The following is an 18333-nucleotide window of genomic DNA, read 5'->3' as shown; positions in this document are numbered from 1 at the left end:
CATCGAGGAAGCCCGCATGAGTCTCGCGCCGCTCAAGAACATCAGGGCCTGCGTCTTCGACGCCTACGGCACACTGTTCGATTTTTCCTCCGCGGCCAAAGGGTGCAAGGATGTGCTCGGCGAGAAGACCGAGCCGCTGACCGCGCTCTGGCGCGACAAGCAGCTTCAATATACATGGCTCCTCGCCGCGCAGGGGCGGCACGCGGACTTTCACCGCGTGACGGGCGACGCGCTCGATTTCGCTCTGGAGACCTTGGGCATCGCCAGCCCCGGCCTGCACGCGCGCCTGATGGGCCTTTATCTCGCCCTTCACGCCTTTCCGGAGGTGCCGGAGGTCCTGCGCCGGCTCAAGGCGGCCGGGCTGCGGCTGGCGATCCTATCGAACGGCACGCCGGCGATGCTTGACGCCGCGGTCCACGGCGCGGGCCTCGGCGGACTCTTCGACGCGGTGCTCTCCGTCGAGGAGGTTGGGGTTTTCAAGCCGAATCCCAAGGTCTATCAGCTCGCGGTGGAGCGACTTCGTCTGCCTGCATCGGCGCTGTCGTTCCAGTCGTCCAACGCATGGGATGCCCATGCGGCATCGGCATTCGGAATGCGGGTCGTCTGGTGCAACCGGTACGGGCAGCGACCCGAACGGCTTCCGGGAAAGCCCGATTGCGAGGTGACGTCGCTTTCCTCTTTGCCCGAGCTGGTAGCGTCTCCCTAAGGCAGATTCTGCCCGAATCGGATCGGTTGGGGCGACAAGAGCAGGATCAAGCCGTTGAATTTGTGAAGCCGAATCGACGCCGATAAGCTTGTCCGGCATGCTTACAGCCCAGCGGTCGATCAATGCTTTGCACGAAGGGCGTGCGACACTTCCGGCTCGCTTTTCACCGCCAATTACACGAATTCATCTTCTTCGGCCTCCATTGGCTTGCGATCGTGGCCGAAAAGCATAGTTTTTTAGATGGTCAGGCCGCCGCTCGGAAAAGCAATTTGAGATGGTTGCGTGCCCCCGCAGCAGCCGCAGTTCGGATCGCGGGTCACAATCAGCTTGGGCAGAGTCTCAGCCGCCCAGGAGGGGCGCGACAGCACGTCCGTGACGACCGCTTGTGCGGGCGCCGATCATCAGTCGTCGCGTTCTGTCTCCGAAAGAGCGAGCGCATGCGCACCTCACCGGAAGAAGACGTATTTCACGAGGGCAGCGATCGCCAGCACCAGGACGAGAATGCCGATAAGGCTGGCGAGGCCCATGCCCCATCCCATGGCTCCCATCATGTCGTGCATCATTGGGACCTCCTCTCATTCGGCGGCCGCCTTGACGCTGGCTGGACCCCGTTCGATGACCGTCTCATCGGCGACCACACTCCGCGGCAACCGCCAGCCCTTGATCAGCCCGTAGACGGCCGGGATCACGACCAGCGTCAGCACGGTCGAGGAGACCATGCCGCCGATCATCGGCACCGCGATGCGCTGCATCACTTCCGAGCCCGTGCCGGTGCTCCACAGGATGGGGACGAGGCCGGCCGTGATCGCAATGACCGTCATCATCTTTGGCCGTACCCGTTCGACAGCACCGAGCATGATCGCCTGATAGAGATCCGTCCGGGTGAAGGGCCGTCCTTCCGCCTCTCGCTCAGCCTTCAGTTCCGCCATCGCCTGTTCGAGATAGATCAGCATGATGACGCCGGTCTCGGCGGCGACGCCGGCAAGGGCAATGAAGCCGACGGCCACGGCGACCGACATGTTGAAGCCGAGCCACCACATCAGCCAGAAGCCGCCGACCAACGCGAAGGGCAGCGACAGCATGACGATGAGCGTTTCCGTCAGTGCCCGGAAGTTGAGGTAGAGCAGCAGGAAAATGACCAGCAGTGTCACCGGTACGACGATCTTCAGCCGCGCCTCGGCGCGCTGGAGATACTCGAACTGGCCGCTCCACGCGACATAGGTGCCGGGCGGCAGCTTGACCTCGTTCGCGACGACCCGTTGCGCCTCGGCGACATAGCCACCCAGGTCCCGACCGGCGATATCGACGAAGACATAGACCGCGAGCTGGCCATTCTCGGTGCGGATCGAGGTGGCGCCGCGCGTGAGCTCGACCTTGGCGACTTCGCCCAGCGGCACCGTTCCACCACCCGGTAACGGCACCTGCACATCGCGGGCGATCGACTGCGGATCGCTCCTGAAGTCGCGAGGATAGCGGATGGTGACAGCGTAGCGCTCGCGGCCCTCGACTGTGGTGGTCACCGTCTCCGCCCCGAGCGCGCTTGCGATCACGCCTTGGACGTCGCCGATGGCCAGTCCATAGCGCCCCAGCACGTCGCGGTCCGGCACGATGTCGAGATAATAGCCCACGAACACCCGCTCAGCATAGGCACTCGATGTGCCTGGCACCGACCGCAGCACCCGCTCGATTTCACGGGCGCTCTGCTCCATCTGGGTGAGATCGGTGCCGAACACCTTGACCCCGACCGGCGTGCGGATGCCGGTCGCCAGCATGTCGATACGGGCACGGATCGGCATGGTCCAGGCGTTGGAGACGCCGGGAAATTGCAGCGCCTGGTCCATCTCGGCCTTCAGGTTGTCGATGGTGACGCCTGGCCGCCATTCACCCTTCGGTTTCAGATTGATGATGGTCTCGAACATCTCGGTCGGCGCCGGATCGGTCGCGGTCAGCGCACGCCCCGCCTTGCCGTAGACCGAGGCCACCTCCGGGAAGCTCTTGATGATGCGGTCCTGCATTTGCAGCAGCTCAGCGGCCTTGGTGACGGAGATCCCCGGCAAGGTGGTCGGCATGTACATCAGCGTCCCCTCGTCGAGGCTCGGCATGAACTCCGACCCGAATTGGCGCGCCGGCCAGACGGTGATGCCAAGCGCAATGAGCGCGACGAGGATGGTGAGCGTCTTGGCCTTCAGGACACCGCGAATAACCGGGCGGTAGACCCAGATCAGGAAACGGTTGATCGGGTTACGGTGCTCCGGGATGATCCGGCCTCTCACGAAGACCACCATCAAGGCCGGCACCAGCGTCACTGAGAGCAGCGCCGCGGCGGCCATCGAGAAGGTCTTTGTGAAGGCGAGCGGGCCGAACATCCGGCCTTCCTGCGATTCCAGCGTGAAGATCGGCAGGAAGGAGACGGTGATGACGAGCAGGCTGAAGAACAAGGCCGGCCCGACCTGGCTTGCCGCTTCGATCAGGATCTCGACGCGCCGCTTGTCCGGTGGCGCACGCTCCAAATGCTTGTGGGCGTTCTCGATCATCACAATGGCGGCGTCGATCATGGCGCCGACGGCGATGGCGATGCCGCCGAGACTCATGATGTTGGAGCCAAGCCCGATCGTCTTCATCGCGGCGAAGGCGATCAGGATGCCGACCGGGAGCATGAGGATGGCGACCAGCGCGCTGCGCAAATGCAGCAGAAACACCACGCAGACCAGCGCGACGATGATGCTCTCCTCGATCAGCGTGCCCTTCAGCGTCTCGATCGCCCGGCCGATCAGCTCGGAACGGTCATAGACCGGCACGATCTCAGCCCCCTTGGGGAGGCTCGACGAAATCTCGGCAAGTCGCGCTTTGACGTTCTCGATCACAGTCAGCGCGTTGGCGCCGAAGCGTTGCAGGACGATGCCGCTTGCGACCTCGCCTTCGCCGTTGAGCTCGGTGATGCCGCGCCGTTCGTCCGGCCCGATCTCGACGCGGGCGACATCCTTCACGCGCAGCGACACGCCGCGGTCGGTCTTCAGCACCACGTTCTCGATGTCGGCGACGCTGCGGACATAGCCGCGGCCGCGCACCATGAACTCGAACTCGGAGAGTTCGACAGTGCGGCCGCCGACATCGGCGTTGCTGGCCTTGACGGCGTCGCGCACCCGATCGAGCGGGATGCCCAACGCCCGCAGCCGATTCGGATCGACCACGATCGAATACTGCTTCACGAAGCCGCCGACGCTGGCGACTTCCGCGACGCCCTCCGCTTTGGAGGCGTCGAAGCGGATCACCCAGTCCTGCAGCGAACGCAACTCGGCGAGCGTCATCTCCCTGGCGACGACGGCGTATTGGTAGACCCAGCCGACACCGGTCGCATCCGGTCCGAGGGTTGGCGTCACACCCGCCGGCAGCCGCTGGGAGGCGGCGTTGAGATATTCGAGTACGCGGCTGCGGGCCCAATAGGGATCGGCGCCGTCCTCGAAGATCACGTAGACGAAGGAGACGCCGAAGAAGGAGAAGCCGCGCACGACTTTCGACTTGGGCACCGTCAGCATTGACGTCGCGAGCGGATAGGTGACCTGGTCCTCGACCACCTGCGGCGCCTGGCCGGGATAATTGGTATAGACGATCACCTGCACGTCGGAGAGGTCGGGGATAGCGTCGAGCGGCAGTGTCTTCAGCGCATAGAGCCCGGCGGCAACGGCAAAGATCGTGCCGACGAAGACGAGCACGAGGTTGCGAGCTGACCAGCCGATGAGGCGAGCGATCATGGCTGTGCCTCCGGCTGTGTCAGGCCGCGCAGCGCCGCCTTCAGATTGCTTTCGGCGTCGATCAGGAAGTTCGCCGCGACGACAACGCGGTCACCCTCCGCGACGCCCTGGCGGATTTCGGTGAAGCCTTCGCCGCGCAAGCCGGTCTTCACGTCGCGCGGTTCGAACCGGCCTTCTCCACGATCAAGGATCACCACCTGCCGCGTGCCGGTGTCGATCAACGCGCTGTCGGGCACGGCAACGACGGGCGCGGCGCCGCCGGAACCGATCTCTACTTCGGCATACATGTTGGGAAGCAGAACGCCGTCCGGGTTCGCGATCTCGATCCGTACCCTCGTGGCGCGTGTCGCTTCGCCGACCTGCGGGTAGATCAGCGACACGCGTCCGGTGAGGCTGCGTCCCGGCAGGCTTCGGACCCGGATCGTCACCGGCGCCCCGATGCGGACCGCACCGAGATCGAACTCGGGCACGTCCGCCAGCACCCAGATGGTCGAGATGTCCGCGAGGCGGAACAGCACGTCGCCCGGGCCTGCCTTCATGCCTTCGACGACATTCCGTTCCAGCACAACGCCATCACGCGGCGCGCGCCATGTCATGGACAATGGCACCTTGCGCGTGCGCTCGATCTCGGCGATCGCCTCAGGCGGCAGCCCAAGATTCTCCAGCCGCTGGCGGGCGCCGCCGAGAGCGGTGTCGCGGCCGCCACTGTTGAGATCGGTAAGGAACTGGGCGCCGGCGGCGGCGATGTTCGGCGAATAGAGTTGAAGGAGCACTTGGCCCTTTGTCACCCGGTCTCCCGTCGTGACGTTCACCACCTCGTTGATGAATGCGTCGCTCCGGGTAGCAACCACGGAGATGCGCCGCTCGTCGAGCTGCACTATTCCCGGCACTCGCACCAGTCTGCCAACGGTCCGCCGAACTACCAGCTCAGATCGCACGCCGGTCCGCTGGAGCTTGCCGAGCGACACCCGCACGACCGAGCCGCCGTCATCCTCGCCGGCGTAGACGGGGATGTAGTCCATCCCCATCGCGTCCTTCTTCGGCGCAGGAGACGTGTCAGGCAGACCCATTGGGTTGCGGTAGTAGAGGATGCGCCGAGGGCTTGCCTGCCTGGTCGTTTCCGCCGTTCCCGCCGGCGTGTCCTCAAAGCTCACGTCCTCGCTGGCGCGAACGGCGCGGAAGGCGCGGCCGTCCGCGGTTTGGCGCGGCATCGCCGAATAGACCGGCTTGCTGTCGGGGTCCTGATAATAAATCACCGTTCCCGTGCCGGTCGGCTCAGCCGCAAGGGTCCCCTCGACACCGAGCCAGTCGCGGAGGCCGGCTACCGGGAGACCCCGGACGCCGGCCCAGTAGCCTCCGACCCCCGCCGCCAGAACGGCGGCGAGGGTGAGGCCCGTGAGGACGATCCGTTTCACGGTACGGCCTTCAGGACCAGCTTGTTCTCAATCGTTCCGGTCTCACCCTGGATCTTGGCGCCGAGCGAAAGCCGCCAGCCGCCAGCCATCATCAAGTTGGTCTTGAAGCGATAGACACCCGGCTCGGTCGACGGCAGAGCCTCGATCGGCGCCGCCATCGTCTCCATGCCGTCAGGCGCCATGTCGATTCGGGTCGCGAAGATGACGGCATCGGGAACTGCCTTACCGGATCGCTTGTCGACGAGCCGGACAGCGACAATGGCGCCGTTGCCCTGCTTGACGTCCATCTGAACGAGCCGAAACTCATAGTCCGTGATGTCGGCACGCGCCGTTGAGAGGGCCGCCACGGAAAGCACGGCCGCGAGCGCCGCCGCAGCGGCGCGCTTCATAGGAAAGGTCGTCATAGTTTGAAAATCCCAGATTCATCGAAGCACCGTGCACATGGCCCGGCGTTGCGCGGCCTATGGCCACGCGCTCTCGGCCGCCCGAGCCTCGCTGGGGCGACACGAGCCCGGCGCGCAAACGCCGGCGATGTTCTAGGTTCGAGGAGGTCGAGCTGGGGGCTCTATCGCGAGCGCGTCGCCCAAGACGTCGCTCGGGCGCATGGCATCGCTCTGATCCCAAAAAATGAAGGCCAGGCTCGAAAGTGTCGGCGTGACCGAGAAGCACTTGGCCATGCACGTCGCCATCAATGGGCAGGTCTTCTGACAGTCCGGAACCGCCGGCTTCTCGTGCGGACAGCAGGGCATGTCGTCCGCCATCTGGGGCATGGACATATCAGAGGCGGCCGCCATCGCGGCGCTCGTCACCGGTGCGGTGAACGGTCCGGCGACGAGCCCCACGATCGCAAGGATCGGGAGCAGCCTGCGGAGCCAAATGCCGACTTTCATGGACCGAACCATGCCATAGGCGCAACGTTCCGGGAAGTCGGCCAGCACGAGGACGCTATGGATACTGGCAGATGAAGCAGAGGCCAACTCGACCGATCCAGCGAAATGCGACGGCCGACCCAGGATCGGCCGGACACCAGGACGCGCTCGTTGGGATCAAGCGTGTTGATCTGCTCCTGGGGAACTCGGCACCGAGAAGGTTGACTCCGAAACTTCGAATCAAATCGTCGCATATCGTTCCCGATTTTCGAATTTGTGAGCTAGGCAAGAATGATTGAACACGATGGAGGATCAGGACCTGGGCCAGGTTGCGATCCATGGAACGTGTGCACAGACGCCTGACTGCGAAAGACTACATCTTGTTTGTCCTCACCCAGCGCAGCACGAGAGCTTCGTCACGTCCTTCCCGAAGCCTTGCGCCGCAAGCTTTAGTGCCTCGACTGTGGTGAGATAGGGAAAGATCGTGGCACCGAGGTCATGAGTGGTCATCCCGAATTTGATCGCCAGCACCATGGTCTGGATGCTGTCGGCGCCTTCTGGTGCGAGGATTTGGGCACCCAGAAGACGGTCGGTCTTCTTATCGGCGACGAGCTTGATCAAACCGCGTGTATCCCTAGCCGCCAGCGCGCGCGGTACCTGGTCGAGCGGTACGATGGATATCTTCGTCTCAAAGCCCCTCGATTTCGCGGCGGCTTCGGTCAGGCCCACGCCCGCAACCTGCGGATCGGTGAACACAACCCAGGGCATCGTCGCATTGTCGTAGGCGAGGCTGTTGCCGTTGAGGGCGTTCAGCGCCGCGAGCTTTGCACCATAGGCCGCCATGTAGACGAACTGGTCACGCCCGGTCACATCGCCGGCAGCATAGATGCCCGATTTAGAAGTGCGCATCCGGTCGTCCACGACGATGCCGCCATGGGACGCCAATTTGACACCGACTTCCGTCAGCCCAAGGCCAATCGTGTTTGGGGTTCGGCCAGTGGTCATCAGGACCTGCTCGGCTGTTAGCGTTTCCGCTTTGCCACTTACGTCAATGGTAAGCACGATTTTCCCATCACGGTGTTCGATGCGGGAATAGGTAAGCCCGGCGCGAACCGTAATGCCTTCATCCGTCAGATACCGGGTCAGTGCCTCGGCTATTTCCGGCTCTGCCTCGGGAACAAGACGCGAGCGCGTAACGAGTGTCACGTTCGTCCCTGCGCGGGCGAACAACTGCGCCAACTCGCAGCCGATGTAGCCACCGCCGACGACCAGAAGCGAGCCAAGCTGCTCGGTGAGATCCAGAGCGGTCGTGCTCGTCAGCCAAGGCACGTCCGCCAGGCCCGGGATATCCGGCGCGGCGGGCGACGAGCCGGTCGCAATGATAACCCTCTCGGCGGCGATGTCGCTGCCGTTGATCGCGACGCCATTCTCGGTGAGGCGCGCCGCGCCCTCGAGATAGGCCACCCCATTATATTCAGGCAAAAGGTCGATGTATTTCATCTGCCGGAGTGTGGTGACCAGATCATCCTTCGCTGCGATCAACTGACGCCAGTCGTTGACATGGGCCTCACCCGCAAGGCCGGGAAAGCGGCTCGCGGCGCGGGCCCCATGCAGGGCTTCTGCTGCGCGGATCATGGTCTTGGAAGGAACGCAGCCAACATTGACGCAGGTGCCGCCAATGGTGCCGTGGCCAATCAGGGCGACACTTGCGCCTTGTTCCGCAGCGGTGATAGCGGCGGAAAATCCTGCAGACCCCGCTCCAATGACGGCAAGATCGTAACGGCTGTTGTTTCGCGGCGTGCAGCAGTCGGACATGAATTTCCTCTATTTCTTGGCTTGGCCAGTAGCGCGGGCGTGGATTGGTCGACGTCGCATGGCGTAGACGGCGAGGCCGATGAAAAAGACCAGTGCCGGCAGCAAGACATAGTCGAGGTGGCCGACGATTGCCGACAGGCCGACCACGCCCGCCAGCACCACAAGCACCGGGGTGAAGCAGCACAGCGCCGCAATCACCGTCCCGATGAGGCCGGCACTGAGGAGTGTCCGGTCGTTCATCTCGTCAGCTTTTCGTCGCGTGCGCGGGATATCCCGCGTTGGTCGAGGCTTGAGCGATGGCGGCAACCGTCGCTTTGGACGGATCGAACGTGACCGTTGCGGTCTTGGCGTCAAAATCGATGGCAACCGATTTAACACCCGCCACGCCTTCCATCGCCTTCTTGACGGTTACCGGACACAAGGCGCAGGTCATGTTCTCGATGGTGAATACCGCCCGCTGAGCGGTTGTGGCGGCCTGCGCCGAGGCCGATAGTGCGGAGGACGGAACCAATTCGCCTATCGACAGTATTCCTGCAACCGCCAGACCGATCGTTGCGGCGGCGGTCTTCATGTTTCGTTTCATGGTTACGTCTCCTAGTAAAAGAGGGGAGCCCACCAGCTGATAGTGACGGCAAGCAAGGTCACGACCGCACCGATCCAGAGGGCAGACTTGGTGATGAGCGAGGATTGAGGGCGGGCGCAGTAGGAGCCTTCCTCGCACGCGGCTTTGGGCTGGAAATAGACACGCCAGAAGCCAAGCCCGATCAGGCCCAGCGTCACAGTCGCCACATAAGGTTTGTAGGGTTCCAGCGCGGTCAGGTTGCCGATCCAGGCGCCGGACACGCCTAGCGTCACCAGCAGCAGCGGCACGACACAGCAGGCGGACGCAAGGATAGCGCCGGCGACGCCGCCCGCTACAAGCCAGCCGTCACGCTGCTTATCAGCGCTGCCGACGCCTGGCGAGCCGACAAGATTCGAGCTGGAACTACGCATTCAAAATCTCCCTTCATTTCGAGTCGAGGACACGTTAAGCTCTGTAGTAACTACAGGCTCAAGAGGTTTTTTTTTCTCATGGTGGATCACGGAATCAGGAGGGGACTGAAACGCGGTGACGTGGCGCGCAGGACAGGCTGCAATCTGGAGACCATCCGCTATTACGAGAAGATCGGCCTCCTTTTGGAGCCGCCGCGCAATGTCAACAGCTATCGGATCTATGACGACGCTCATGTTCGCCGCTTACGCTTCATCCTGCGCGGACGCGAACTTGGCTTTTCGATCGAGGACATCCGTGGCCTTCTCGATTTGGTCGATGGCGGCACGCAGACCTGCGCCGAGGTGAAGACCAGGACCGAGCACCACCTGACCGATGTTCGCACCAAGATCGCGGACCTTCGCCGTATCGAGACCATTCTCGCCAAGACGGCCGCCCAGTGCTCGGGCGATGAGGTGCCGGAGTGTCCCATTCTTGAGGCGCTCGCTTCGTGAAGACGACGTTCACGATCTCTATCGGTGCCGCGCACTGGGGCGGGCTCTCTCCCCACGATTGCAAGGAAGCCTCAATCACAAACGGCTAGTCCTTCGCTGACGGTGGTTGATGCGCACTCTCTCTGTCCCGGCGCGTCTTCGAAAAGCCCCGATCCGTCGCAATGAACCGCTCCAGCATCGGCACGATCAGCTTCACAGGATCGGTGATCGGCCGCCCCTGCTCGCGGCTGAGAGCATCGGCGTAGGCAGCCAAATCCCGGTGAAGTGCTGCGGGGAGTTCCACAGTCACCTTAACCGGCTTGTCGTCGGTAATCGGTCCCAGTTTCAGCTTCGCCATCATGATCCTCCATAGGGTTCGAGTACCAAATCGCGGGTGACGATCACGCGGACCGGGAATCCCGGGCGGATCGTAAGCGTCGGCGCAATGTTGAGCTGGCGGCTGACGATCTGCTGACCGGTCTGACTGACGCTATCTGACGCGCCTTGACGCAGCGCCCGCACGATGTCGCTGTCCTGACCGGACGATCCTGCCTCAGCGCCAACGCTGAGGATGGTGGAGAGCGCGGCGGCCTTGAACAGTTCGCCCCAGTGATAGTTGACACCATCCTCGAGGCCGGCATACCCCTCAGAATCGGCACCGGGTTGGCGCTCAAGCACGATCGAGCGGCCGTTCGGCATGATGAGCCGGTTCCACACCAACAGCACGCGGCGTTGGCCGAAGCCGACACCGTTGTCGTACTGGCCGATGATACGCGTGCCCTGCGGCACGAGCAGGATGCGGCCGGTTGGGCTGTCGTAGATGTTCTCGGTCACCTGGGCGGTGATCTGGCCGGGAAGGTCAGAGCGTATGCCGGTAATCAGCGCCGCCGGGACCACCGCGCCGGCCTGCAGAATGTTCGGCGATGCCGGGGCCGCGACGCGATCCGGGGAGACGGTCCGCCGATCGGCGGCGACGTTGAGGAAGGCAAGCTGACGGTCCTGGGCGGTCGGAGTGGCGGGCTGCGGTGCAAGGCCGAGGCTCGTCAGATCGGGCAGAGGCAGTTGGGGATTGGCGATCGGCGTCGCGCCTGGTGAGGCCGCCGCGGGCGTGGTCGTCCTGGTTTCCGTGGACGCGAACAGCCGCGCTGTCCGCGCCGACTCCAGTTCCTGAAGCCGGCGCTGTTCCTCTGCGCTGAGGCCTGGGCTGGGCGTCGCCATGCCGGGAACCGGGACCGGCTGGCCTCGGGTCTGAGCATCGAGGATCGGGCGGCCGAGATCGCCGGGCAGCGGCGGCCCCAGCACCGGCCCCGTATAGTCACGCGGCAGACCGGCAAGACCATCGGCGGTGGCGCGATTGTCGGTCGAATACAGCTCTTCATTGGGCCGGCCGCCGTCGCGGGTCTGGAGCGCGTAGATCAGCGCGCCGCCGATCCCGAGGCTGGCGACGAGACCGAGACCGGCCAACACCTTCCTCGACAAGCGCGTGACGCGCGGCGCCTCGGCGCGCAGCCGCATTGGCGGCGCGGGCTCGCCGATCAGAGGCTGCTCGACATTGTCCGGTTCAGGCCCTTCCTCTTTCCGGGGATCGATGTCGCTCACAATGCCGGCCTCCCGTCGGTGCGGGTGATGCGCACGCGCTTCTGGCGATCGCCCGCGCCGAAGCGCAGCTCGGCGGCGGCGAAGAGCCGATCGACGATCATGTGGTTGCCGCGGACCCGGTAGTTCACCAGTTCGGAGGTGTTGCCCTCCGGCCCGACGACGAAGAGCGGTGGCATCTCGCCCTGGCCGATGCCGCGTGGAAACTCGATGAACACCTGGCGGCCATCATCGAAGGCGCGGAGCGGTCGCCACGGCGCGCGGTCGCCATCGATCTCGTAGCGGAAATTGACACGGGACAGATCGATGCCGGTGGCGACTGGCTGGGCAGCCTGCGCCTCGGTGTTCTGACGGCGCAGCGCGATGAGCTGATCCTGCGGATATTGCCAGGAGACCGAAGCCATATAGGTGCGCTCGGTCGAGCGCAGCTCCATGTGGTAGGTGCGCAGGTTGGTATTGATGACCAGGTTCGTCATGAGCTCGGCGCGGGTTGGCTTCACCAGGATATGGATCTGTCGCGTCGCGCCCGATCCGCTTTCTGTGTCGCCGATGATCCAACGCACGGTGTCGCCGGCGGCGACGGGTCCGGAGCCAACGAGCTGCTCGCCGGGCTGGAGTGCGATGTCCGTGATCTGCCCGACGGCGGTGTAGACTTGGTAGAGCGCGCCCTGTGTGAACGGATAGACCTGCATCGAGTTGATGAAGCCGTTACGGACGGGCTGGATGCGCGCGGCGGCATTGGCCTGATTGACGCGAGCCGCTGGATCGGTCGGCTCTGGCGCGCTCCGCGTCGTTTCGACCGGCTTCATCTGCCCGGGGAGTGGCAGCGGCCGGGGAAGTTCGACCACGGTGACGGGCGCCGGGGGATCGACCGTCTGAACGGCGGGCGCTGCGTCGTCATAGCTGATCTCGGGCGGCTTCTGCGCCGTGGCGCAGCCGGCGAGCGCGGTTGTCGCGAGGAGAATGATCGGCAGCGCGGCTTTGCGCAAAGCCGGAGAGACGTATGTGTGTGAAGCCGGATTTCCGGCTTTACGGAAAGACGACTTCATTGTCCCAGCTCCCGTGACCAGTTGATGGCGTTGACGTAGATTCCGAGCGGATTGGCGCGGAGTTTTTCGGCGGTGCGCGGCGGCTGCACGACGATGGTGAGGATGGCGGTCCAGCGCGATGTTTCGGCGAGAGCGCCGTCCTGATAGCGCCGCTCGATCCAGGCGACGCGGAAGCTCGTAGGCGACGCGCGGATGACCGACGAGACGTCGACCGAGATCTGTTGCTTGCCGACCTTGGTGAAGGGATCGTTGGCGCGGGCATAATCGTTGAGCGCCATCGCGCCGGCCGAGGTGGTGAACTCGTAGGCGCGCAGCCAGTTCTGCCTGACGATGATGGCGTCGGCCGGGATCGAGCGGACCTGTTCGATGAAGCGTGCGAGATGCCAGGCCATCTGCGGATCGGTCGGCTGATAGTCGGCAATCGCGGGTGCGACGGCCTGCGACTGCCCGAGGCGATCGACCTGCACGACCCAGGGCACGATCGTTCCGCGCGCCGACTGCCAGACAAGCGCGGTGGCGAAGCCCGCCGACAGGATCAACGAGCCGAACGCCATCAAGCGCCAGTTCCTGGCCTGCACGCGGGCCGAGCCGATGCGGTCGTCCCAGACCTGGCCGGCGCGCTGATAAGGCGTCTCGGGTTCGGGGGATTTGCCGTAATGGGTTGCTGGTCGTTTGAAGAGGTTCATCAGCGGTCGCTTTCGGAAAGGTTGATGGAAGAGCCGCCGCCATGGCTGTCACCAGAGCGGACCGCATGCGCGGCGGCCTGGACGCCATGCGTGATGTTCTGAGAGCGCTTCATGCGCTTGGCCCAGTCGGGCGGTCCCTGACGGGAAGAGGCGCTCTGACTGGCGGAGGCGTCGTTGGCGGCCTCCGTCTCGCCACCAATCGTGCCCGCGGTCGAGGAGCCGCCCGTCGCCTCGAAGGCGGATTTGGCGCCGGCAGAGAAGCTCGACTTCATGCTGTCGGCAGCACGCGACGCGGTGCGCTTCAACGGAGAGGCAGCGGCGGAAGCGCCTGCGCGTGCAACGCGACCGAGACCGGAAGCGACGCCCGCCGCACCCGACTGGCCCGCCGAGCCGAGGCTGTAGGCGGTGGACGCTCCGCCCGCGAGGGCAGCCCCACCGCGCGCAGCGGCGGCCGCACCGCCGATCGCCGCCGCGCCGCCGGAAGCAACGGCTCCTACGGTAGCGGCGCCGGCGGCGACCATGCCGCCAGCTGCAAGACCGGTTCCGACGGCCGCACCCGCGCCGAGTTGAGGACCGCCACTCACCAGACCATTGGCAATTCCAGGCCCAAAAATTCCGAGGCCAAGCAGTGTGAGCGCGGCCAGCACGATCGCCATGGCCTGGTCGATGGTCGGCGTTGCGCCTCCAAAGCCGGCGGTGAACTCGGAGAAAAGAGTCGAGCCGATGCCGATGATGACAGCGAGTACCAAGACCTTGATGCCGGACGAGATGACATTGCCCAGCACGCGCTCGGCCATGAAGGCGCTTTTGCCGAAGAGACCGAAGGGAATGAGGACAAAGCCCGCGAGCGTCGTCAGCTTGAACTCGATCAGCGTCACGAAGAGCTGGATCGCGAGGATGAAGAAGGCGAGCAGCACCAGCGCCCAGGCGAGGAACATGCAGGCGATCTGGATGAAGTTCTCGAAGAACGACCAGTAGCCCATCAGGCCGGAGATCGACTCCAGCAGCGGCCGGCCGGCATCGAGGCCGGTTTGCGCAACCTTGCCCGGGCGCAGAAGTTCGGCCGTCGTAAAGCCCGTGCCGGATGCCTTCAGGCCGAGGCCGGCGAAGCTCTCGAAGACGATCCTGGCGAGGTTGTTCCAATTGCCGATGAGGTAGGCGAACACCCCGACGAACAAGGTCTTCTTGACCAGCCGCGCCATGATGTCGTCATCAGCGCCCCAGCTCCAGAACAGGGCGGCGAGCGTCACGTCGATGACGATCAGCGTCGTGGCGATGAACGCGACTTCACCGCTCAGCAGCCCGAAGCCGGAATCGATGTAGCGGGTGAAGACCTCCAGGAAATGGTCGATGACGCCGGTGCCGCCCATGATCTTACCTGACTTCTTCGGGTTGGAGCGGAGCCGCCGGCGCCGGGATGGTCGCCGTCGGGTGCGGCGACTGCGGTGCATCGGGCAACCGCTCGGCGGGGCGGACCCCGGGAGCCAGGAAGCGGCGACGGTTCTCGGCCCAGGCGCGCAGGCAGGAAGGGTCGCGCGGACCGGCCTCGCCGATCCCTGCGCAGCGGATGAGTTCGGCCCGCAGAGGATCGACGCTCTCGGCGCCGGATCGATCGACGCTCTGGTAGATCGGCGCGTCCTCGTGTCTGGTCATCTCGATCGCCGTGGCGGTGACGGCCACGGCGATGAAGACGATGGCGCCGAGGCGGGCGAACATCTTTCCGTCCATGGTCGCGCCCTCAGTTTCCGCTCGGGAACATCCGGGCATTGCCGGGCTGATATCCGGCGCCGGGAGTAAGGAAGCGACGACGCTGCTCGCGGCCCTGATCGGCCGCCGCGGCCTGCTCGGCGGATTGGAGCGCCTGCGCCCGGCCATTGGCCGCGACGACGGCCGTGAGGTCGGCGAGTTGCTGCGCCTGGAGCGCGAGAAGCTGATTGCCGGCCTGCGTCGCCTGAAGAGCACCCGTCGCGCCCTGGCTCTGACCGACCAGCGCCGACATTTGCGTCCGGTTGGTGTCGATGTTGCCGACGACGCCGGCCTGGACGCGCATGGAGTCCTGCAGGCCGCTTACGGTGTTCTGCCAGCGCTCCTTCGCCTGGGCGACGAGCTGCTGTTCGGAAGCCGTCATCGAGGCGTTGCCGTAGGTGGTGCGGAACGCCTGATCGATGTTCTGGACGTCGTAGGCGATCCGCTGGGCCTGCTGGAGGAGCTGCTGTGTCCGATGCACGGACTGCTGAAGCTGCTGGAGCGAGGAGAACGGCAGGTTCGCGAGATTGCGGGCCTGGTTGATCAGCATCGTCGCTTCGTTCTGAAGCGAGGTGATCTGGTTGTTGATCTGCTGCAGTGCGCGGGCCGCTGTCAGCACGTTCTGCGCATAGTTGGTGGGATCGTAGACGATCCATTGCGCCGCGGCCGGAGGTGCGAATATCGGCGTCAGCGCCAGCGGCGCGGCCAGGATGAACAGAGCGAGCCGGGCGGCGCGCGTGCGGGAGCGATAGCGGGTCATGACGATACCTCCTGGCTGGTGGGAATGACGGTCTGGGAGCTGACGTTGGTGAGGTCGGCGATGAGGTCCGCCGCCCAGCCGAGCGAGCATTCGGCGAGCCATTCGTGCAGGAAGCCGTCGCGGCCCGACCGGGCGAACACCTCGGCGATCAGCGCCTGGTGCTGCTTCGACGACGCGGCACAGAACGCCAGCGCAACGTCGGACAGGCCCAGCTCGAACAGCCGGTTGCCGCGTCGTGACTGGCAGTAGTAGTCGCGCTTCGGCATGGCGCGCGCGAGGATCTCGATCTGGCGGTCGTTGAGACCGAAGCGGCGATAGATCGTGGTGATCTGCGGCTCGATCGCGCGTTCGTTCGGCAGCAGCAGACGGGTCTGGCAGCTCTCGATGATCGCGGGCGCGATGGCGGAATTGTCGATGTCGGACAGCGACTGCGTGGCGAAGATGACGCTGGCGTTCTTCTTGCGCAGCGTCTTCAGCCATTCGCGGAGCTGGCCGGCGAAGCCTTCGTCGTCGAGCGCGAGCCAGCCTTCATCGACAATGAGCAATGTCGGCCGGCCGTCGAGCCGGTCCTCGATGCGATGGAACAGATAGGCGAGGACCGCGGGCGCGGCGCCGGTGCCGATCAGGCCCTCGGTCTCGAAGGCTTGCACGGACGCTTCACCCAGATGCTCGGCTTCAGCATCGAGCAGCCGGCCATAGGGCCCGCCGACGCAGTAGGGCCGCAGCGCCTGCTTCAGGTCGTTGGATTGCAGGAGGACGGCGAGGCCGGTGATGGTTCGCTCGTTGACGGGCGCAGAGGACAACGAGGTCAGCGCCGACCAGAGATGCTCCTTGACGTCGGGCGTTACGGCCAAGCCTTCGCGGAGCAGGATCGCGGCGACCCAGTCCGCCGCCCAGGCGCGCTCCTGCACCTCGTGGATTCCGGCCAGCGGCTGAAGCGCGACGGAGGAATCTGATCCTTCCGTCAGGCCGCCGCCGAGGTCGTGCCAGTCGCCGCGCATCGCCAGGGCCGCGGCGCGAATGCTTCCGCCGAAATCGAAGGCGAAAACCTGGCTGCCGGCATAGCGGCGGAACTGCAGCGCCATAAGCGCCAGCAGCACCGACTTGCCGGCGCCGGTCGGGCCGACGACAAGCGTGTGACCGACATCGCCGACATGAAGGGAAAACCGGAACGGGGTGCTTCCCTCGGTCTTGCCATAGAGCAAGGGGGGCGACCCGAAGTGCTCATCCCGTTCCGGCCCCGCCCACACCGCCGAGAGCGGGATCATGTGGGCGAGATTGAGCGTGGAGATCGGCGGTTGCCGAACATTGGCGTAGACGTGGCCGGGCAGTGAGCCGAGCCAGGCGTCCACCGCGTTGATCGTCTCCGGCATCGCCGTGAAATCGCGGCCCTGGACGATCTTCTCGACCAGCCGCAGCTTCTCGGCGGCGATGCGCGGATCCTCGTCCCAGACCGTGATGGTCGCCGTCACATAGGCCTGGCCCGCATAGTCGGCGCCGAGTTCCTGAAGGGCGAGGTCGGCATCCGCCGCCTTGTTGGCCGCGTCGGTGTCCACGAGGACGGAGGCCTCGTTGGTCATCACCTCCTTCAGGATGGCGGCGATCGACTTGCGCTTGGCAAACCATTGCCGCCGGATCTTCGTCAGCAGCTTGGTCGCATCGGTCTTGTCGAGCAGGATGGCGCGTGTCGACCAGCGATAGGGAAAGGCGAGCCGATTGAGATCGTCGAGCAATCCAGGCGTGGTCACTGTGGGAAAGCCGACGATGGTGAGCACGCGCAGGTGCGCCGTTCCCAGTCTCGGCTCCAGACCGCCGGTGAGCGTCTGGTCGGCGATCAGGGCATCGAGATACATCGGCGTCTCGGGAACCCGGACGCGGTGGCGTTTGGTCGAGACGCAGGAATGCAGGTAGGTCAGCGTCTCGCCGTCATCGAGCCAGACGCATTCCGGCATGAAGCCTTCGACGAGCTGCAGCACGCGATCGGTGCGGTCGATGAAGCCGCGCAGGATCTCATGGGCATCGACGCCCGATTGCTCTCGTCCCTCATAGAGCCAGGCTTCGGTGCGCGCGGCGTCCTCGGCCGGCGGCAGATAGAGGAAGGTGAGGAAGTAGCTCGACTCGAAATGCGTGCCCGCTTCCTCGAAATCTGCCTTCCTCTCGGCGTCCAGCAGACCGGACGCTGAATCGGGAAACATGCTGGAGGGATAGGTCGCGGCGGCATGGCGCTGCGCCTCGACGAAGATCGACCAGCCCGAGCCCAGACGCCGGAAGGCGTTGTTGAGGCGGGCGGCGACGGCGACCAACTCGGCCGGCACGGCGGAATCCATATCGGGGCCGCGGAAGCGGGCGGTGCGCTGGAACGAGCCGTCCTTGTTGAGCACAACACTGTCGCCGACCAGGGCAACCCAGGGGAGAAAGTCGGCGAGCCGGGTGTTGCGATTGCGATATTCGGCAAGATTGAGCATCGGTGCGCCT

The 18333-nt window shown here is 64.9% G+C and carries 18 protein-coding genes; 2 read left to right on the top strand and 16 right to left on the bottom strand.

What is annotated here, in order from left to right; genetic code table 11:
* Positions 1-16: 16 nt before the first annotated feature.
* Positions 17-706 (top strand): haloacid dehalogenase type II, encoded by a 690-nt coding sequence (locus ACFOOQ_RS16365; RefSeq protein WP_379728601.1) that lies wholly within the window; start codon positions 17-19, stop codon positions 704-706.
* Positions 707-1281: 575 nt separating this feature from the next.
* On the opposite strand, the gene ACFOOQ_RS16360 is transcribed toward ACFOOQ_RS16365, so the two are convergent.
* The 8 genes from ACFOOQ_RS16360 to ACFOOQ_RS16325 all read right to left on the bottom strand — a co-directional run bounded on the left by ACFOOQ_RS16360 (position 1282) and on the right by ACFOOQ_RS16325 (position 9550).
* Complete coding sequence (locus tag ACFOOQ_RS16360) at positions 1282-4458, bottom strand: efflux RND transporter permease subunit (RefSeq protein ID WP_379728599.1); 3177 nt, start codon at positions 4456-4458, stop codon at positions 1282-1284.
* Positions 4455-5873 carry an efflux RND transporter periplasmic adaptor subunit gene (locus ACFOOQ_RS16355; protein ID WP_379728597.1) on the bottom strand — a complete coding sequence of 473 codons (1419 nt, stop codon included), beginning with the start codon at positions 5871-5873 and terminating at the stop codon, positions 4455-4457. The genes ACFOOQ_RS16360 and ACFOOQ_RS16355 overlap by 4 nt, the downstream gene beginning before the upstream one ends.
* Positions 5870-6277, bottom strand: a complete 408-nt coding sequence (locus ACFOOQ_RS16350; protein ID WP_379728595.1) for a FixH family protein — start codon at positions 6275-6277, stop codon at positions 5870-5872. Before ACFOOQ_RS16350 ends, ACFOOQ_RS16355 begins: the two co-directional genes overlap by 4 nt.
* A gap of 132 nt (positions 6278-6409) precedes the next feature.
* Positions 6410-6763, bottom strand: coding sequence for a hypothetical protein (locus ACFOOQ_RS16345; RefSeq protein WP_379728593.1), 354 nt, complete (start codon positions 6761-6763; stop codon positions 6410-6412).
* Between the two features lie 369 nt (positions 6764-7132).
* Entirely contained in the window at positions 7133-8557 is a 1425-nt protein-coding gene (gene merA / locus ACFOOQ_RS16340; RefSeq protein ID WP_379728591.1) for a mercury(II) reductase, read from the bottom strand.
* A 9-nt stretch (positions 8558-8566) separates the two neighbouring features.
* Entirely contained in the window at positions 8567-8797 is a 231-nt protein-coding gene (gene merF / locus ACFOOQ_RS16335; protein WP_379728589.1) for a mercury resistance system transport protein MerF, read from the bottom strand.
* A 4-nt stretch (positions 8798-8801) separates the two neighbouring features.
* Entirely contained in the window at positions 8802-9140 is a 339-nt protein-coding gene (locus tag ACFOOQ_RS16330; RefSeq protein ID WP_379728587.1) for a heavy-metal-associated domain-containing protein, read from the bottom strand.
* A gap of 11 nt (positions 9141-9151) precedes the next feature.
* Positions 9152-9550 carry a mercuric transporter MerT family protein gene (locus tag ACFOOQ_RS16325; protein ID WP_379728585.1) on the bottom strand — a complete coding sequence of 133 codons (399 nt, stop codon included), beginning with the start codon at positions 9548-9550 and terminating at the stop codon, positions 9152-9154.
* A gap of 78 nt (positions 9551-9628) precedes the next feature.
* Here ACFOOQ_RS16325 and ACFOOQ_RS16320 point away from each other — a divergent pair, with 78 nt between their 5' ends.
* Positions 9629-10042, top strand: coding sequence for a MerR family transcriptional regulator (locus ACFOOQ_RS16320; protein ID WP_379728583.1), 414 nt, complete (start codon positions 9629-9631; stop codon positions 10040-10042).
* A gap of 85 nt (positions 10043-10127) precedes the next feature.
* On the opposite strand, the gene ACFOOQ_RS16315 is transcribed toward ACFOOQ_RS16320, so the two are convergent.
* From ACFOOQ_RS16315 to trbE, 8 genes are read right to left on the bottom strand one after another with little or no spacing between them, the layout of a single operon-like run.
* On the bottom strand, positions 10128-10379 hold the full coding sequence (locus tag ACFOOQ_RS16315) for a DUF2274 domain-containing protein (protein WP_379728581.1): 252 nt from the start codon (positions 10377-10379) through the stop codon (positions 10128-10130).
* Positions 10379-11620, bottom strand: a complete 1242-nt coding sequence (locus ACFOOQ_RS16310) for a TrbI/VirB10 family protein (RefSeq protein ID WP_379728579.1) — start codon at positions 11618-11620, stop codon at positions 10379-10381. The genes ACFOOQ_RS16315 and ACFOOQ_RS16310 overlap by 1 nt, the downstream gene beginning before the upstream one ends.
* A complete protein-coding gene (gene trbG / locus ACFOOQ_RS16305; RefSeq protein WP_379728577.1) occupies positions 11617-12666 on the bottom strand; it encodes a P-type conjugative transfer protein TrbG in 1050 nt (349 codons plus the stop codon). The genes ACFOOQ_RS16310 and trbG overlap by 4 nt, the downstream gene beginning before the upstream one ends.
* Positions 12663-13352 (bottom strand): conjugal transfer protein TrbF, encoded by a 690-nt coding sequence (gene trbF / locus ACFOOQ_RS16300; RefSeq protein ID WP_379728575.1) that lies wholly within the window; start codon positions 13350-13352, stop codon positions 12663-12665. Before trbF ends, trbG begins: the two co-directional genes overlap by 4 nt.
* On the bottom strand, positions 13352-14722 hold the full coding sequence (trbL, locus tag ACFOOQ_RS16295; RefSeq protein ID WP_379728573.1) for a P-type conjugative transfer protein TrbL: 1371 nt from the start codon (positions 14720-14722) through the stop codon (positions 13352-13354). The genes trbF and trbL overlap by 1 nt, the downstream gene beginning before the upstream one ends.
* A gap of 4 nt (positions 14723-14726) precedes the next feature.
* Positions 14727-15080: a putative entry exclusion protein TrbK-alt gene (gene trbK-alt, locus ACFOOQ_RS16290; RefSeq protein ID WP_379728571.1), complete on the bottom strand. Its 354-nt coding sequence runs from the start codon at positions 15078-15080 to the stop codon at positions 14727-14729.
* Positions 15081-15090: 10 nt separating this feature from the next.
* The gene (trbJ, locus tag ACFOOQ_RS16285) at positions 15091-15858 is read right to left on the bottom strand and encodes a P-type conjugative transfer protein TrbJ (RefSeq protein WP_379728569.1); all 768 of its coding nucleotides are present in this window, start codon (positions 15856-15858) and stop codon (positions 15091-15093) included.
* The gene (gene trbE, locus ACFOOQ_RS16280) at positions 15855-18323 is read right to left on the bottom strand and encodes a conjugal transfer protein TrbE (RefSeq protein ID WP_379728567.1); all 2469 of its coding nucleotides are present in this window, start codon (positions 18321-18323) and stop codon (positions 15855-15857) included. Before trbE ends, trbJ begins: the two co-directional genes overlap by 4 nt.
* Positions 18324-18333: the final 10 nt, after the last annotated feature.

The organism is Ferrovibrio xuzhouensis (genome assembly GCF_042648965.1).
GTDB classification, from domain to species: domain Bacteria; phylum Pseudomonadota; class Alphaproteobacteria; order Ferrovibrionales; family Ferrovibrionaceae; genus Ferrovibrio; species Ferrovibrio xuzhouensis.
Note: the sequence above shows the minus strand (reverse complement) of the source record. Positions and strands in the feature narration are given on the sequence as shown.

Coding starts and splice junctions, on each gene's coding strand:
- ACFOOQ_RS16365 (WP_379728601.1), top strand. CDS start 17: ATGAGTCTCGCGCCGCTCAAGAACATCAGGGCCTGCGTCTTCGACGCC.
- ACFOOQ_RS16360 (WP_379728599.1), bottom strand. CDS start 4,458: ATGATCGCTCGCCTCATCGGCTGGTCAGCTCGCAACCTCGTGCTCGTC.
- ACFOOQ_RS16350 (WP_379728595.1), bottom strand. CDS start 6,277: ATGACGACCTTTCCTATGAAGCGCGCCGCTGCGGCGGCGCTCGCGGCC.
- ACFOOQ_RS16345 (WP_379728593.1), bottom strand. CDS start 6,763: ATGAAAGTCGGCATTTGGCTCCGCAGGCTGCTCCCGATCCTTGCGATC.
- merA (WP_379728591.1), bottom strand. CDS start 8,557: ATGTCCGACTGCTGCACGCCGCGAAACAACAGCCGTTACGATCTTGCC.
- merF (WP_379728589.1), bottom strand. CDS start 8,797: ATGAACGACCGGACACTCCTCAGTGCCGGCCTCATCGGGACGGTGATT.
- ACFOOQ_RS16330 (WP_379728587.1), bottom strand. CDS start 9,140: ATGAAACGAAACATGAAGACCGCCGCCGCAACGATCGGTCTGGCGGTT.
- ACFOOQ_RS16325 (WP_379728585.1), bottom strand. CDS start 9,550: ATGCGTAGTTCCAGCTCGAATCTTGTCGGCTCGCCAGGCGTCGGCAGC.
- ACFOOQ_RS16320 (WP_379728583.1), top strand. CDS start 9,629: ATGGTGGATCACGGAATCAGGAGGGGACTGAAACGCGGTGACGTGGCG.
- ACFOOQ_RS16315 (WP_379728581.1), bottom strand. CDS start 10,379: ATGGCGAAGCTGAAACTGGGACCGATTACCGACGACAAGCCGGTTAAG.
- trbG (WP_379728577.1), bottom strand. CDS start 12,666: ATGAAGTCGTCTTTCCGTAAAGCCGGAAATCCGGCTTCACACACATAC.
- trbF (WP_379728575.1), bottom strand. CDS start 13,352: ATGAACCTCTTCAAACGACCAGCAACCCATTACGGCAAATCCCCCGAA.
- trbL (WP_379728573.1), bottom strand. CDS start 14,722: ATGGGCGGCACCGGCGTCATCGACCATTTCCTGGAGGTCTTCACCCGC.
- trbK-alt (WP_379728571.1), bottom strand. CDS start 15,080: ATGGACGGAAAGATGTTCGCCCGCCTCGGCGCCATCGTCTTCATCGCC.
- trbJ (WP_379728569.1), bottom strand. CDS start 15,858: ATGACCCGCTATCGCTCCCGCACGCGCGCCGCCCGGCTCGCTCTGTTC.
- trbE (WP_379728567.1), bottom strand. CDS start 18,323: ATGCTCAATCTTGCCGAATATCGCAATCGCAACACCCGGCTCGCCGAC.